Annotated in this window: 24 protein-coding genes; 9 read left to right on the forward strand and 15 right to left on the reverse strand. The window is 37.3% G+C overall.

Features of this window, described 5'->3' with window-relative positions; genetic code table 11:
* Positions 1-30 precede the first annotated feature (30 nt).
* Positions 31-1,035, forward strand: a complete 1,005-nt coding sequence (locus tag ACQRDX_RS04815; RefSeq protein WP_427894675.1) for a sugar transferase — start codon at positions 31-33, stop codon at positions 1,033-1,035.
* Between the two features lie 764 nt (positions 1,036-1,799).
* On the opposite strand, the gene ACQRDX_RS04820 is transcribed toward ACQRDX_RS04815, so the two are convergent.
* The 14 genes from ACQRDX_RS04820 to ACQRDX_RS04885 all read right to left on the reverse strand — a co-directional run bounded on the left by ACQRDX_RS04820 (position 1,800) and on the right by ACQRDX_RS04885 (position 8,947).
* Entirely contained in the window at positions 1,800-1,952 is a 153-nt protein-coding gene (locus tag ACQRDX_RS04820) for a hypothetical protein (protein WP_427897462.1), read from the reverse strand.
* Between the two features lie 4 nt (positions 1,953-1,956).
* Positions 1,957-2,391, reverse strand: a complete 435-nt coding sequence (locus ACQRDX_RS04825; RefSeq protein WP_427894673.1) for a DUF1492 domain-containing protein — start codon at positions 2,389-2,391, stop codon at positions 1,957-1,959.
* 410 nt (positions 2,392-2,801) lie between these two features.
* Positions 2,802-3,302: a hypothetical protein gene (locus ACQRDX_RS04830; RefSeq protein ID WP_427894671.1), complete on the reverse strand. Its 501-nt coding sequence runs from the start codon at positions 3,300-3,302 to the stop codon at positions 2,802-2,804.
* Between the two features lie 66 nt (positions 3,303-3,368).
* The gene (locus ACQRDX_RS04835; protein ID WP_427894669.1) at positions 3,369-4,199 is read right to left on the reverse strand and encodes an ATP-binding protein; all 831 of its coding nucleotides are present in this window, start codon (positions 4,197-4,199) and stop codon (positions 3,369-3,371) included.
* Between the two features lie 15 nt (positions 4,200-4,214).
* Entirely contained in the window at positions 4,215-5,033 is an 819-nt protein-coding gene (locus tag ACQRDX_RS04840) for a phage replisome organizer N-terminal domain-containing protein (RefSeq protein ID WP_427894667.1), read from the reverse strand.
* 17 nt (positions 5,034-5,050) lie between these two features.
* Positions 5,051-5,329, reverse strand: a complete 279-nt coding sequence (locus ACQRDX_RS04845; protein ID WP_427894665.1) for an XRE family transcriptional regulator — start codon at positions 5,327-5,329, stop codon at positions 5,051-5,053.
* On the reverse strand, positions 5,322-5,681 hold the full coding sequence (locus tag ACQRDX_RS04850) for a hypothetical protein (RefSeq protein WP_427894663.1): 360 nt from the start codon (positions 5,679-5,681) through the stop codon (positions 5,322-5,324). Before ACQRDX_RS04850 ends, ACQRDX_RS04845 begins: the two co-directional genes overlap by 8 nt.
* On the reverse strand, positions 5,681-5,914 hold the full coding sequence (locus tag ACQRDX_RS04855; RefSeq protein ID WP_427894661.1) for a hypothetical protein: 234 nt from the start codon (positions 5,912-5,914) through the stop codon (positions 5,681-5,683). The genes ACQRDX_RS04850 and ACQRDX_RS04855 overlap by 1 nt, the downstream gene beginning before the upstream one ends.
* Positions 5,915-6,110: 196 nt before the next feature.
* Positions 6,111-6,269 carry a hypothetical protein gene (locus ACQRDX_RS04860; protein WP_427894659.1) on the reverse strand — a complete coding sequence of 53 codons (159 nt, stop codon included), beginning with the start codon at positions 6,267-6,269 and terminating at the stop codon, positions 6,111-6,113.
* A complete protein-coding gene (locus ACQRDX_RS04865; RefSeq protein WP_427894657.1) occupies positions 6,266-6,697 on the reverse strand; it encodes a hypothetical protein in 432 nt (143 codons plus the stop codon). Before ACQRDX_RS04865 ends, ACQRDX_RS04860 begins: the two co-directional genes overlap by 4 nt.
* Before the next feature lie 323 nt (positions 6,698-7,020).
* A complete protein-coding gene (locus tag ACQRDX_RS04870; RefSeq protein WP_427894655.1) occupies positions 7,021-7,311 on the reverse strand; it encodes a phage antirepressor protein in 291 nt (96 codons plus the stop codon).
* A gap of 22 nt (positions 7,312-7,333) precedes the next feature.
* Positions 7,334-7,960 carry a Rha family transcriptional regulator gene (locus ACQRDX_RS04875; RefSeq protein ID WP_427894653.1) on the reverse strand — a complete coding sequence of 209 codons (627 nt, stop codon included), beginning with the start codon at positions 7,958-7,960 and terminating at the stop codon, positions 7,334-7,336.
* 10 nt (positions 7,961-7,970) lie between these two features.
* Positions 7,971-8,729 carry a BRO family protein gene (locus ACQRDX_RS04880; protein ID WP_427894651.1) on the reverse strand — a complete coding sequence of 253 codons (759 nt, stop codon included), beginning with the start codon at positions 8,727-8,729 and terminating at the stop codon, positions 7,971-7,973.
* A gap of 17 nt (positions 8,730-8,746) precedes the next feature.
* Positions 8,747-8,947 carry a helix-turn-helix transcriptional regulator gene (locus ACQRDX_RS04885; RefSeq protein WP_015647585.1) on the reverse strand — a complete coding sequence of 67 codons (201 nt, stop codon included), beginning with the start codon at positions 8,945-8,947 and terminating at the stop codon, positions 8,747-8,749.
* Positions 8,948-9,151: 204 nt separating this feature from the next.
* Here ACQRDX_RS04885 and ACQRDX_RS04890 point away from each other — a divergent pair, with 204 nt between their 5' ends.
* The 3 genes from ACQRDX_RS04890 (at position 9,152) to ACQRDX_RS04900 (ending at position 10,725) form a co-directional block, all read left to right on the forward strand.
* Complete coding sequence (locus ACQRDX_RS04890; RefSeq protein ID WP_427894649.1) at positions 9,152-9,676, forward strand: helix-turn-helix domain-containing protein; 525 nt, start codon at positions 9,152-9,154, stop codon at positions 9,674-9,676.
* A gap of 58 nt (positions 9,677-9,734) precedes the next feature.
* Positions 9,735-10,250, forward strand: coding sequence for a hypothetical protein (locus ACQRDX_RS04895; RefSeq protein WP_427894647.1), 516 nt, complete (start codon positions 9,735-9,737; stop codon positions 10,248-10,250).
* Between the two features lie 67 nt (positions 10,251-10,317).
* On the forward strand, positions 10,318-10,725 hold the full coding sequence (locus ACQRDX_RS04900; protein WP_427894645.1) for an Ltp family lipoprotein: 408 nt from the start codon (positions 10,318-10,320) through the stop codon (positions 10,723-10,725).
* A gap of 596 nt (positions 10,726-11,321) precedes the next feature.
* Here ACQRDX_RS04900 and ACQRDX_RS04905 read toward each other — a convergent pair.
* Positions 11,322-11,414: a type I toxin-antitoxin system Fst family toxin gene (locus ACQRDX_RS04905; RefSeq protein WP_125175730.1), complete on the reverse strand. Its 93-nt coding sequence runs from the start codon at positions 11,412-11,414 to the stop codon at positions 11,322-11,324.
* A 242-nt stretch (positions 11,415-11,656) separates the two neighbouring features.
* Here ACQRDX_RS04905 and ACQRDX_RS04910 point away from each other — a divergent pair, with 242 nt between their 5' ends.
* The 5 genes from ACQRDX_RS04910 (at position 11,657) to ACQRDX_RS04930 (ending at position 14,668) form a co-directional block, all read left to right on the forward strand.
* Positions 11,657-12,802 carry a tyrosine-type recombinase/integrase gene (locus tag ACQRDX_RS04910; RefSeq protein ID WP_427894642.1) on the forward strand — a complete coding sequence of 382 codons (1,146 nt, stop codon included), beginning with the start codon at positions 11,657-11,659 and terminating at the stop codon, positions 12,800-12,802.
* 95 nt (positions 12,803-12,897) lie between these two features.
* The gene (locus tag ACQRDX_RS04915) at positions 12,898-13,134 is read left to right on the forward strand and encodes a DUF2829 domain-containing protein (protein WP_427894640.1); all 237 of its coding nucleotides are present in this window, start codon (positions 12,898-12,900) and stop codon (positions 13,132-13,134) included.
* Complete coding sequence (locus ACQRDX_RS04920; protein WP_427894638.1) at positions 13,127-13,825, forward strand: 3-oxoacyl-ACP reductase; 699 nt, start codon at positions 13,127-13,129, stop codon at positions 13,823-13,825. Before ACQRDX_RS04915 ends, ACQRDX_RS04920 begins: the two co-directional genes overlap by 8 nt.
* A 9-nt stretch (positions 13,826-13,834) precedes the next feature.
* Entirely contained in the window at positions 13,835-14,467 is a 633-nt protein-coding gene (locus tag ACQRDX_RS04925; protein WP_354368944.1) for an SAP domain-containing protein, read from the forward strand.
* A gap of 36 nt (positions 14,468-14,503) precedes the next feature.
* Positions 14,504-14,668: a DUF3977 family protein gene (locus ACQRDX_RS04930; RefSeq protein WP_427894636.1), complete on the forward strand. Its 165-nt coding sequence runs from the start codon at positions 14,504-14,506 to the stop codon at positions 14,666-14,668.
* Positions 14,669-14,696: the final 28 nt, after the last annotated feature.

Genomic DNA, 14,696 nt, shown 5'->3' on the forward strand with positions numbered 1-14,696 from the left:
TAAACAGGAAAAAATTAGAAAGTTAAAGACATGAGAGTACACATTACAAATTTATATGGGCAAGCATCAACTAGCGTTGCCTTAATTGCGCAAAATATGGTAGCTAAAATTGCTAAGGAATTAGGTTATTATGAAATTGGTATTTATAGCTATCCTATTCATGTAGACTCACCATCTGAATTAGCTAAGCGTTTGGATGGGATGTTAGCAGCTGTTGGAAATGATGACATTGTTATTATTCAATCCCCATCTTGGAATACAACAGAGTTTGATAGTAAGTTTGTAGACAGGTTAAGACTTTATTCTAATTTAAAAATCGCTATCTTTATTCATGATATTGTCCCTTTGATGTTTGTTCCAAACGAGTATTTAATTGAGGAGACAATTGCCATTTATAATAAAGCGGATCTTTTGATTGTTCCCTCTCAATCAATGTTAGATGAGTTGAGAAGACGAGGACTGAGAGTGGAGAAAATTATTATTCAAGGTATGTGGGACCACCCAACAAGCCTGAATTTGCCAGAGCCATCAATTAGTTCTAATATCCAATTTGCGGGTAGTCCCAGTCGTTTTCGTTTTATTGATAATTGGACCTACCCTAATAAGTTATTAGTTTACAGTGATGGTGAAATGTCATTGGATAAAAATATTGAATACTTGGGTTGGAAAGATAATGTAGATTTGTTACAAAATTTATCACAACGTGGAGGTTTTGGTTTAGTATGGTCGGAACCTGGAGGTGTAGATGGAAAATATTATGAGATGAATGTTTCTTATAAATTGAGCACCTATTTAGTAGCAGGACTTCCTGTCATTGTACAAGACACTTTGTCTAATCATAGCATTATTGCCAAAAATGGTTTGGGGTTAGTTGTGAGCTCTTTAGAAGAAGCAAATGAACGCTTACAATCGTTAACAGCTGATGATTATAAATTTTTTGTGCAAAATGTTAAAAAATTTAGGGAGCTTCTTATAAATGGCTATTTTACTAAAAAACTTTTGATTGATTCTGTTTTTCAATTGTTACAGGAATAGAGCTTGATATTCTTTATCTAAATTATATTCGGAAACTAGCATTTATTAATAAAGAGTAAATTGAGACAAACCATAGAGGAGAAAATCATGACATTTGAAGAGATTTTGGAAAATGTCTAGGAACGGCTTGAAATAGGCGTTTATAGCCTCTAAATTTGTGGACTTTTTGAAAAATCATAGTCACAAATGACCTTTAATATTCTCCCAAAGTCCACAAAAAGGGGAGTAAAAAAAAGACCTAAAATAGGTCAATAATTTACGAGTTCAGCAGGCAAGAACTAGCGTAGTCATCAGCTACGCTTTTTTAGTTGCTTTTGCTTATCTGATAGGTTTATTATATCAAAAAAGATTAGAGAAACCGACCGCCAATGGGCGAACGACCTCTCTAACCTTAATTAAGTTATACAACAACAGCAACTAAATATCAAGGAGTAACATATGATTTTTTGGCAGTTAACGTTATCACAAAATCGGTAAACATAAAATCAATAAGCTACGAGAAAGCAAAAAGACATGACACAATAAAATAAAAGTTATACAAAGTAAGTAAGGAATAGTAGTAGAGAAATCGGGAACTACGCACCCGTCAGGGTATCTGAAAAGTGGGGAAATCCCGTCCCACCTATTCAGGCACTTAGATTTTATCTAGGTGCTTTTTTGTTGTTCCTTGATATTTAGTTGCTGTTGCTGTATAATTTAATTAAAGGTAGAGGCCTTCTAACGCCCATGAAGCAGTTTTTACTGTGGAGGCGGTGGGAGCGTCTCTATTTTTCTTTTTTACCAAAAATACCAACAATTTTTTCCTTATCCTTAATGGTGGATTTCTGCAAACCTCTTCTGTCTTGTTGATACACTAAATCTAATTGCCTCAATATCTCTTCGTGAGATAATGAGGTTTTAGTTATATCAAAAATAATATTTTCAGCTTGTTTTTTTGCTTTCCTCTGTTAGAATTTCAGCAAGATTTTTCAATGCTGCTCTTCTCGTGCGATAAATAAAGCTTTGTCCACGATCAATCCGATCTGTGATGTCACATGTTCTCAAATGGTTTACAAATAACAGTCTCAAGATCGTTCGCTCCATTGGATTTTTCAATAAGTTTATCAGATTGACTAGCTTCCTACGTTTGTCGAGACACTGATTATGCGCGTGAGCAATCTTCTCTTTTTCTTCTAACTGTTTGATTAAAGCTAATTCATGGCTATTATATTTACTAGATGAGACTTTAGGGCTTGTCGGATTAACTACCTGATGACAACCGTCACTGAGATGATCCAATTCCATCCGTAAAGATACCAACTCGTGATCTAAATCGCGTATCTGCTTCAGCAATTCTATAACTTCATCTGACGTCATAACGGCTCCTTTTGTGGTATAATTCTAGTAGCGATAACATTTAACACAAAAGAGCGGAAATGCTCTTTTTTATGTTTTCAATGTGATTAAGTTGAGTTTGTTGGTCTTCCTCTGGAAGAGTGGCGATCAGGTAGAGGGCGTTGTCACTCAAATTAGGCAACGTTGCCCATTTTGGACTAAGTTCATCAAGAGAATGATTTAGCATATTTATTTCGTCAATCCCCTCTTTGGTTTTTGTTTATTCTTTAAAATCAATTCTAAGGGATTTTTTAGCTATTCTCAGCGCGTTTGAAACATGTTTAGTATAATTATATCAAATGATATAAAAACAGCTCAAAAACGATTTTAGGGCTGTTTTTATATTATTCCAATTTCGGAAGAATATTTATTTGTTTTGTAAATGCACCCTGTTATTTTAGTCCACCCAGCCAATACCTCATCCCTTTATCTAAGTAGTTTATAAATTTTATACGATGCTTATAATAGGTCTTAACCCTCATTCTTTTAGGACGGCTGGGGAAGTTATCATAATCGACGTAGCCTTTTTTAGGATAGTAACTAGGATCTATCTTTCGAGCTTCTTTAAAAGCTAAGGTAAAGTAGTACTGACAATCTGTTTTGCTATGGTTTAATGTGTTTTTATGTACTTTTTGACACGTCCCGCAACTGAAATAAAAATACTGTTTAAACAGTTTCCTGCACTGCCTGCCACAATCAGGACAAAGGAAAAAGTAGCGGACACCTCCAAAAGTCCCCGATATGCTAGCTAGATCTAGCTGTTGGAATCCATAGGTAACAGTTAGATTATTAAGGTCAATAGTGATAGTCTGACCTCTAAATTGTCCACATTCTTTTGATACTCCTTTTTCTTTAAGTGGTTTGACTAGGCTTTCTACAGTTAATTCAATCATCTCACCCTACCTTTCTAGAGATAACCCAAATTTATTGGCTAAACAATATTCAAAAAAACTAGACCGTTAAAATGCCCGTCTGCGTTTACTGATAGCATCTTCTGGAAATTTAAAAACTTGTGAGGGGATACCCCTCTGATCATCTTTTTCCACCCCTTTTAAAATTCTATCTAGTAAACGTGGGGTATAATTCTGAGCCAACTCTCCACTTGTTGCATTGGTTGTGATGATGGTCTTATCTCTGTTATCCAATATATCCGTTAGAACTTGCTGTTTCCATTCGTTGTTAGCATTCTCTACACCTAAATCATCGAGGAACAAAAAATCAACCCTAGTCAATAATTCAACGGCTCGATGCTCAGTGAAATCATTTCGATGATTAAAACTGTCTTGGATTTTGCTGAATAGACGCGACACGGGAATAAAAATAACACTCTTTGGCTCGTTTATCTTTTTGAAATCCTCGTTTAATTGTTTAGCTATACTAACTGCTAAATGGCTTTTCCCAACCCCAGCCTTACCTGAAAAGATAGTATTACCTAAACCACCTTTGAAATAGTGTCGGTGCATTCTCTTTGCAAAGTTTAAGGCTCTTTGATCTAACTCATTTTCTACTGCGAAATTCGTAAAATCTGCCCTCTCCATTTCCTTGGATAAAATGCTGTCACGCTGGAACACTTTGTAGGAGTGTAGGTCTAATCTGTTTTTCAATCCTCTAGCCACTCCCTGTTCTTCTTGTTTATTGATTTGATCTTTTTGACAGGATAGGCAAAACGGCTTGGTTAGTCCGTTTGGGGTTTTCCGTTGATAATATTCTTGCTGATGTTGTTGGCAAATTTCCCCTGTTGAAACTAAAATACCTTTGCGGATCATGTCAGTAATGCTTAAAAAATCCATTTCTACCTCTCTATCTTAAAAACCTAGATTTTCATCAATCGTTGAGGTGGTCTGTTTCTGTGCTTTATAGCTGATTTTATTTTTCTTAATCTGTTCGATGGTATTTAATCCTTGTCCTCTCCAACGCTCAAGGATAGAACGTGTATATCTAATAGATCTACCGCTGTTTAATATTGTTTCATCAAGTGCATACAGGACGAGATCTTGACCATGTGTTTTCAGTAAGTCCTCAACCTCCTGTACAATCGTCCCATTGATTGCCATTTCACCAAAAGCAGATTTTAACTTTTCAAAGATGGGATTTTTACCAGCTCCAGCAACTGCATTTTTTTCTTCTTGCTCTAGCTGTAGCTCTATATCTATCTCTATACTCTTACTCTTACTCTTATATTCGGGGACATTTCGGGGACAATGATGGGACATCTTTGGGACATCTATGGGACAATGTCCCATTTGTTCCGTTTGCTTATCGTTTAAGATTTTATATTTTGCTCTCTGTTTTCGTTTTCTTCGGGCATCATAAGTGTCTGTGCCTATCATCTCTTGAATTTGAGACATGAAAAGCTCGCCTGTTTCTTTTTTCTCAATAAGTTCAATTTCTTCAAAAATTTTCATAGCCGTTTCAACTATTACAACATCTGTACCGGTCATTTTGGCAATAGCTGTTGTGTCATAAGGTATTAACTTTGTTCCGACATACCTAATCAATAACCCCTCATCTTCTAATGACTTCAAACATAATTTTAAGTACAAAATAATAAAGTCTTTCCCGAACTCTTGCTCCTCAAGGTATTTTATTGTGTCATCGTCAAAAAAATCTTTATTGATTTTCATGTATATAGTAAGTTTTGTTATCTGCCATTATCCACCCCCAAAAATATTAAAATATCATCAATTTTATAAAAGACTTTGCGTGTATCCTCGATAGGAGGGGAGTAGCGCTGTAGTCCAGCACGCTCCCAACGTTGCAAAGTTTTATAATCTACGTCCAGTTCATCTTTTATCTGTTTGGGAGTGATTAAGCCTGTGATACGTGGTTTTGGTTTCTGATATTCCTTTAGAAAGCTAGATAATAGCTTTAATACCCCACGTTTTAGGCTATTTTCGCTCTCTTTGCTTAAGCTAAACATTCAACTCAGCCCCTTTCAGTAGTTCCTTATAGCTATCAAGATCAGCATTTAACAAAACACTCAGGCGTTTTTGCTCTTCTTGTACTTGGTTGTAAAAGGCTCTTGCCCCATCTAGTAACTCAGCCTTATCTGCTGGGATAAAGTACCCTCGGTTAAATCCGTGTCTTACACCGATGATAGGAACGCCGTAGCGCGTGATCAAGCGACTGATGATGTTTTGCACTGTCCGTTCTTCTAACTTCAAAATAAGGGCTATCTCAGCCCCTGTGGTTGAGTTGTCAGCTCCTGTCTTTATCAGATTAAGCACTCGTTTATAATTCTCTGGTAGCGGTGGTAGTGGCGATGCTGTCATTATTGCTCCTCTCTTTTCTTGCTAATCGTGATAATTTGACCATTTTCCCACATACTTGAGAAAATGGTTAAAATTTCCAATACGCGTTCTAACTGATTTTGTTCCTCGATACTGTAACAGTCAAATTTATCTTCTAGGGCGAAATCTAGCATGATTTCAAAAGCTTCATCTACCCATTCACCAAAACGCTCAGCCTGTTCTTTAGCAAGATTAAAGTTCGTTTTCTCTGCCATCTTTACACCCCCTAGTTATACAACCTATCTTCAAACGTAATATAAGCCTTGTCACGCTCGTTTAACAGGTCGCTAGTATTATTTATCACATCATCATGTAAAAGCTCTATATGGCTTTCCTGTTGGCTCTCAACGTGCCATATGTAATAAAGCACGCGCAATAGTAGTCCTATCAAAATAAAAGTTTGTGGTATTGTCAGATTGATTTCTTCAAACATTCCTCTACCTCTTTCTTATAACGTTCTATCTCATCGTTGGTCAGATAATCTGCGACAAATAGGGTATTTAACTCCTTACAAAAGAATGCCTCAGCATCTAAATTAACTTGTGGTTTAAAGGTTGCTGTGATTATCATTTTGAAATACCTCTTTTTTTAAAGTCTTGTTTGATAAGGTTGAGTAAATATTGTTCTATATTCCCTTCTGGTGCTGTTGCACAATTCCCTTTTAAAACTTCGCGAGAAACTTTATCCAAGGTATCGAATAAAATATAATTAGGTTTTCTTTTAAGTATTTCTCCTATTTTTTCATCATGGCGCTTCATCTCTCCCAGTAAGTATTCAACATTACTTTTCACAATCTCTTCATGACTTGCTTCAGCTTTTTTATAGGCTTCTGATAACTGATGAAACTCTATCCAAAGAGATGTTATAGCTGTTCTACAGTCCTCAGCAATTTCAGTAGCTCCATTGTGTCCTTTTGCGATATGCCACTCGCTCAGAATGTCTAATTTTTCTTCTGCAACTTGTAACTGGTCTTCAAATTTTTTAAAATAGTCTTTCATTGTTTTCCCTCTTGTTTAATAATTTTGTCTGTGTAGTGACCTGATTCTTTATTTACCTGTTTCTTTACTGTACGAGATAACGTATTTCAAACGCTGGGCGATTGCCCTAAGTTGGCCGGCTGTTTGAAATAGTGTGCTAGTTTTAAGAGTTAGTGCTCCCAATGTCTAGTCAAGATACCTAAATCATGGTATAATCTAAGTATCGAATATTTACTAAAATCCCTTTAATAACGGCTTGCCTGCCTATTAATTGTATTTTAGTTAGTTGGTTAAAGGCTTGGAAGTTTGGTCGCTCTCAAAGCCTTTTTTGTTACTCTTTAATCTCAATTTTCTTTCTTGATACGATCTAAACGTGATTGCTCACGTTGTCTGTCATAGACTAATGTTTTGTCATCGAGCATGATGGAGACACTCTCTAAGACGTTAAAAATCTCTTGGCTTAAACCTTGGTATCTTTCGCGTGCATTAGCTGGAATACATTTATCAAAATCTTGGATCATTTCTGCATAATCTACAGCATCATTAATCCAGTCTTTCAGCTCTTTAAATGTCATAGCGGTATAATCTGGTTTAGGTTCTCTTGCTCGTTCTAATTTGATAATCTTGTTTGTCATAAACGTTCTCCTTTAGTATTTCTCACGCGCCCTGTGGTGCGTTTTTTCTTGGTCTAAATACCATTTCCTTAATGTCCTGATAAGTCATGTTCAAGTTAATTAAAGCAATAGCCATGTCTTCTAGTGCTTGGTATCTGATCAGTTCTTGACTGGTTAGGTTGTCAATACCTGTCTTACCGCCACGTTTTGCCACTAGCTGGCGTTTGTTCATCCCAGTAGTACCCTTTAGTAAAAGGTTTGTAACAGTGCTGTGCGCATGTTTTGGGGCTTGTTCCCAGTTCTCAATGCTATCATACAAGGTTTTGCGCTTGGGCTTTTCTAGAGCTCTCTGATAGCGAAACTCTGCCACCTCGTCACGCATCTCAAAGAATGCTTTGACTAGATGTTCTTTAAAGTTTGCGACTTGCTCGGTATTCTTTAAGAATGTGATCAGCAAAGTAGCCTGTTGTTCGTTTAAGATATAATCTTTTGACTGTTGCCCACTCTCCATAACTTGGATTTTAAATCCAACCTTACCGAAACGTTCAAAGCGTTCAAGATTTTTTCTGATTATGCGTGTAACAGTGTGATGCTGTACTCCAGCACATTCTGCGATAATCTCGCTTGTGGTGTACGGCTCTTTTCGTCCGTCCATGTTAACAATGTTCATAGCTTGCCTCCTAGTCTTCCATAAGCTCAGCAATTCTAAATGTTTTAATCAAACCTTGTTTTATGTCTGCCATATTATCCATATTCTGCAACTCTGCTAACCTACTCTTGATATAAGCTAGGTCTGAGTTCAGCTCGATAGCTGTTTGCTGTTGGTCTTGGATTAGTTCACCTTCCATGTAATAGCCTTTTAAGCGGATTTCTTTTAAGATGTGTTTGACTGTTTTTCTAAATTCTTTTGCCTTGGGCTTACTTGACCGCATAAGGACTTCATATAGACCGTGTTCAGTTAAGAACCATACTTGCTGACCACTACGGAAATTTTCCGTAGTACCTTCTAAAGGCGTTCCCTTCAGCTTTTCATCTTCATCTACTTTTCTTAACATAGATTGAACGTCATAATAACCTTTGCTGGTTTTACTATAATCAATCATTTCAGCAACTGCCCTAGCTAAAAATAGCGGTTCTTGTGTACTGCCGTAAATATCTAACGGCTGACCGTGGAATGTCGTAGTAGTTACAATTTGCATGATTTGCCCTGTGTTGTCGTTTACTGCTTCAAAAATGTTTACTTGTGTCACCCTGTTACTTCTGACCTCTCTATAAAGTTTGTTCAGCTTCTGCCTGCTCTTTGGGCTAGGGATGTTCTTCCCCTGCCACCATTTGCCAACCGTCCTAGGGTCTATTCCGATACGTTGGCCAATAGCAACCAAGTTTAGCCCGTGAATGGTTCGCATTTCTTCAATGACTTTAGAATAGTTTCGCCTCATTGTTTGCCTGCCCCTTTCTAGCTGTAAAATAGTTCATCGATGGTGATGTCTGGCTTAACCTCTGCGACAATGGTCTTGATTGCTTTCTTTTCCTTGTCATTGAATGGCGTTTTGCCTGTTTCTTTATTGTTGTATGACTGTAAAGAAATATCAAGCTTGTCCGCCATAGCTTGCTGGGTTAGTCCTAACATGACCCGATAGCCTTTGAGTTTGCTCATGCCGTTCTCCTTTCTTTGAAAAATCCCCCTCCATAGATTGAAAGTGTGAAAGGTCTTGGAGGGAGGTAGCACATTTTTGTTGTGCTTGATTTGAATAATACACAATAATTTTATTCTTGTCAACTGTTTTTTGATAAAATACACAAAAAAAGTGTACTTTTTTCAAATTATGATATATAATCACTTTTGAAAGGTCGTGAAATTATGAATAGATTGAAAGAATTAAGGCAAGAAAAAAAGCTATCTCAGAAAGAGTTAGCTAAAAAAATTGGCGTACATTATAGAACTTTACAAAATTGGGAAAATGGAGAAAGCCAAATCAAACCAGACAAAGCCCAGGCACTCGCTGACTATTTTGGGGTGCCTGTCGGGTATCTGTTGGGATTTTTGATAGATGATGTCTCCGAGAGAGAAATCGAACTCCATAACGAAGTAATCTCTGGCGTAAGAAAAACAGCTTATATTGGATTTTTAGATTTTCTCGCGACAACGGGCCTCGTATTATCAAATCATCAAATTAACGCCATCTTTAACCAAATGTATTACTCATCAGAAATAAACGAGGAATATCGATATCTTGAAAAAGATATGGGCAAAATTGATACCTTGTTTTCAATTACGAGGAATTATATACCTCAAGAGGCTGTTTTGAGATTCACGAATCACATATATACTTCAGAAATAGTAAATGAGCAAATAGAAAAAGTAGAGAAAATTCTAGAGGATTAACCCTTCCTATACGCAATAGAACTCCCACGCGCCACAAACACTCAAAGGAGATGATATTATGAAGAAAATAAAATTAGTTGCAGGAATCCTATTAATCTTAGCCCTTTTTAAACTCATGTTTGGCCCTTCAGATTCTGAAACCACAACTGAATCATCACAAAGATCCACTCAAAGTTCTACGACCAAACAGAGTTCTACAACTACAGAAACGGATCAAAGTTCTGAAAAGGTTAGCTATGATGTAGCTGAAATGAATACTAAGATTACAGAATCATTCAATGAGTCTGTGCAATTCAATCAAGAGGGGCATGATGGCTACGAGTGGTCAGCATACATCTATGAAATTAAGTTGAAAGATAATGGGGCTATCAATGCTATCGTAAATGATAACTTTTCAACATTGTCTGACACTGATAAAACCGAGGTGTTAAATAGCGTGAGTAGAGCTGTTAATATGGTTGTATTCTTAAAGACAGGAGAAGATAAGTCTTACTTTATTACAGCTTATGATCAGTCAGGGAATAAAGTGGCTCAATCTCATATGTTTGATGTACTAAAATATGATTTTGAGTAAAATTCAAACTAACTCACGCTCCACAAACACTCATCGACAATTACCCTTATCACATAGGAGATAGAATATGAAAAAGAAAACCGCTATTGTAGTTGCAACAGCCTTGTTGTTTGTTGCTAGTCCAGTTGCAGAAATAATTATTTCCCCTCGAACTAATACAGTATATGCCGTATCTAAAGAGTATGAAAATGCCCTTGAATATGCTGGATATTTCAAAGATGCTAACTTATCAAAAAAAGCATTTTATGAAGCGCTGCAAGATGAGGGTGGTTTTGAGAAAAAAGCAGTAGATTATGCTGTTAAAAAACTCAAAATTAGCTGGAAAAAGAACGCGTTAGCAGCTGCTAAGAGTTTACAGGATTTTGGATTATCAAAAGCAAAAATTAAAGAAAGTTTACTTAGCGATGGCGATGGTGGTGGATTCACTAAATCAGAAGTTAACTATGCTATGAAGCATTTAGAGGATGAAGACTAGATAAAGGATGTTACCAATCGTAACTCCTTTATTGGTAGTAGCCGTCATCATGCACTGATCTTCAGTTCGTTCAGCATTGAATGAACTGCGAAACTTCTCAACGTTGAAGAATTTGAAAATTCCTGATATCGGAGAATATGAAACAGACTGTAAATCTGACAACGTTGTCAGATTTGGTAGCTCATCCCTAAATGTTGCCACGTGTCAACATTTGATAGTTCGTCCCTAAATGGTGTAACGTTGCCCAATTTGAAAATGATCTGGCTATCTCCTTCGCGGTCTGTGTAGAGTTAAAAAAGTCAAGTTTTTTCAAGTTGGATATTTTAGCAATCGGCGCGTGATACTATCATCATCTAACAATCGCTAAAGCAATGTAATTCCGTGTTATTCTGATACTTTGCTACGTTTTAACGCTTCTAGGGTGGTCTATGACCATCAAACGAAAGATGAAACCATTTGACAACTTAATAAAGGGGTGCTATACTTGGGGTAACGATGATAAGTAGTTCCAAAAGAACACAAAAAACCCCCAACGTTGCAGCGTTGAGGGTTTTCTTTTGGCTCTAGCTCTTTCAAGATATGCTATGCCCTAGAGGTTATTTGTTGCGTGAGTTGAGCCAATACTCAAACAATGCTGTTAGGATAGATACCAGCAATGGAGCAACAAACGTGATGATAAGTAATTCCATTAGAACACTTCACCCCCTTTCTATCCCAAAGGGGCGGTACTATCATATCAAAACATTTTAATCCCTGTCAAACGCTCTAAATCGCCCATATTTGCCTTTTATGCTCGACTGGTATAATTTACCCTACCAAACCAAAATAAACAAAAATAGGGCTATTCTCGTAAGCCCTCGCATGATATAAACCCAATTCAATCTAAAATCTTTTTAATAACGGCTTGCCTGCTGATAGAAAGGTTCATATCATGAAAATTACAGAAGTCAAAAAGAAAAACGGTGCGATCGTGTACCGTGCTAGTGTTTATCTGGGAGTTGATCAGGTAACTGGAAAGAAAGCTAAAACTAGCGTGACGGGTAGGACAAGAAAAGAGGTCAAGCAGAAAGCAAAGCACGCGCAAGATGATTTTATCTCTAATGGCTACACGGTGACAAAAGTAGTACCTGTTAAAAATTATCAGCAACTAGCTGAATTATGGTTAGAGAGTTACCAGCTTACAGTAAAGCCTCAAACATTTATAGCCACAAAGAGAATGCTCTATAATCACTTAATCCCTGTCTTTGGTGCTTTGAAATTAAACAAGCTATCTGTTAGCTATATTCAAAGCTTTATCAATGACTTATCAACTCAGCTAGTTCATTATGCTGTGATTCACTCGATCAACAGGCGTGTTTTACAATATGGCGTATCTCTCCAGCTCTTGCCATTCAATCCAGCTAGAGATGTCATCTTGCCAAAAGTACCGAAACGTGAGAATAAAGCTATCAAGTTCATAGCTCCAGATGACTTAAAAGCATTGATGGCTTACATGGAAAAACTAGCCAATAAGAAATTTAGCTATTTCTTTGATTATGTCTTATACAGTGTCTTACTTGCTACTGGTTGTCGTTTTGGTGAAGTAGTGGCTCTAGAGTGGCCAGATATTGATCTAGAGAACGGAACTATCAGTATCACCAAGAATTACAGTAGGTTGTTAGACTTGGTGGGTACGCCAAAGAGCAAAGCAGGAGTTAGGACAATCAGCATAGACAAGAAAACGGTCAATATGCTAAGATTATACAAGAATAGGCAACGACAATTGTTTTTAGAGACTGGGGCGCGTGCTTCGTCTGTGGTGTTTGCGACACCTACGAAGGAATATCAAAATGCTGCGACTAGACAAGAGGCTTTGGATAGGCGATTAAAAGAAATAGGTTGCCCTCGCTTTACTTTCCACGCTTTCCGTCATACTCACGCTAGTTTATTGCTAAATGCTGGCATCAGCTATAAAGAATTACAATACCGTTTAGGTCATGCTACCTTAGCCATGACCATGGATATTTATAGTCACCTATCTGCTGATAAAGAAAAAGAGGCTGTTTCTTATTATGAAAAAGCCATAAATTCTTTATAAGTCCACAAAAAGGTGAACAAATTTAAATTTTAGAACTCATAGGCTGATTAAAAATCCTATTAAATCAACGTTTATAGACAATAAAGGAGAAAATCATGACATTTGAAGAGATATTGCCAGGCTTAAAAGTTAAGAAAAAGTATGTGCGTACAGGTTGGGGTGGTGCTGAAAACTATGTTCAGCTCTTTGATACAATTGAAGTAAATGGTCAGAAGTTGGAAGTCACGCCTTATTTTTTGATTAATGTTTCAGGTGATGGGGAAGGTTTTTCGATGTGGAGTCCCACTCCGTGTGATGTTTTGGCGACAGACTGGGTTGAAGTTCATGACTAAAAAGGTATTGGTTACAGGTGTGTCATCGGGGATAGGTCTAGCGCAAGCTAGGATTTTTCTACAAGAGGGCTATACGGTGTATGGTGTAGATCGCTCAGATTGTCCAGTGTTAAAGGGAAAGTTTCACTTTTTGAAACTTGATTTACTAGAAGATCTAGAGCCGCTTTTTAACTTTATTGCAGAGGTTGATATTCTTTGTTTAACAGCTGGTGTGCTTGATGATTTTAAACCTCATTTAGAGGTTAGTGAAGAAGAGTTTGAAGCCGTTTTTTTAACGAATTTTTTTGCGACAACCAAGATTTGTCGTTATTATTTGGAAAAAATGGTGGAGAAAAAAGATGGCATTATCATTACGATGTGTTCTATCGCCTCTTTTTTAGCGGGCGGTGGAGGATCTGCTTATACAGCATCAAAGCATGCTTTAGCAGGTTTCACGCGTCAATTGGCACTAGATTATGCTAAAGATCACATTCAAGTTTTTGGAATTGCTCCAGGTGCTGTCAAAACTGCTATGACACAAGCAGATTTTGAGCCTGGAGGCTTAGCAGATTGGGTTGCTAGTGAAACGCCTATCGGACGTTGGAGCTTACCTGAGGAAGTTGCAGAGTTAACTTTGTTTTTGGCATCTGGAAAGGCGGCATCTATGCAAGGAGAAATTGTTAAAATGGATGGCGGATGGAGTTTGAAATAGGAGTATGATATGGCAGAATTTACCGAAAAGATGACCATTGCCGAATTTAGAGAACAGTACTGGTACAAAACTGAGTTAGAAGACATTTGTCGTCAACACCACTTGCCAGCCTATGGCACCAAGGCAGAGCTGACAGCTTATATCCTAGAGTATTTGTCAGGGAAAGCACCAGAGGAAATTCGTCCTGTTAGACGAAACAAACGTTTGAAAAAAACTTTGAGTGCATCTGAAATGACTTTGAATACTAAGCTATTGGATTCAGGATTTTCATTCAATGATGAGGCTAGACAATTTTTCCAAAACTACTTTGGCCTTGATAAATTTTCATTCAAAAAAGCAATGGCGATTAAAATGAGAGAGGTTGAGGCGAGTCAGGATTATTCGGCAACTATCGCTGATTTGATAGCAGTCTTAGAAGTACCGCAAGTGCCCTCGCCTGATAATGCCGAAGAAAAGACCTATCAGTGGAACCGATTTGTGAAAAATTTTAACCAAGACCCTTTGAGTAAACAGTTCTATCCACCAATGAAGGTTGCCTCTATTTTATGGCGGCAGGTTAGGGATTCAAGACGTGAAAAAGTCTATCAATCAAGTCTTTTAGAAGAATATGCCGAAGAAATCGCACCCTTTTTGAAAGGGTGAGTTCTTAGATTATGATGTCAAGAAGCGGAGTCTATAATGAAAAAATTTATCGAATTTGGGTATGGTAATACATGGTGGTTACGCACAGAATTTGAACATGCGGATGGCAGTGAATTTGAAATGAGAGGGATTGTTGGCAAAATCAAACCGATGTCACTATATGTGAGAGTTTGGCTAGGTGTACCTTTGTCAATGATGTGAGACCTAAAATGTTATTTTGAAGCTATCC

Origin of the sequence: Streptococcus sp. SGI.013, assembly GCF_050315295.1 — a bacterium.
Lineage (GTDB): Bacteria > Bacillota > Bacilli > Lactobacillales > Streptococcaceae > Streptococcus > Streptococcus porcorum.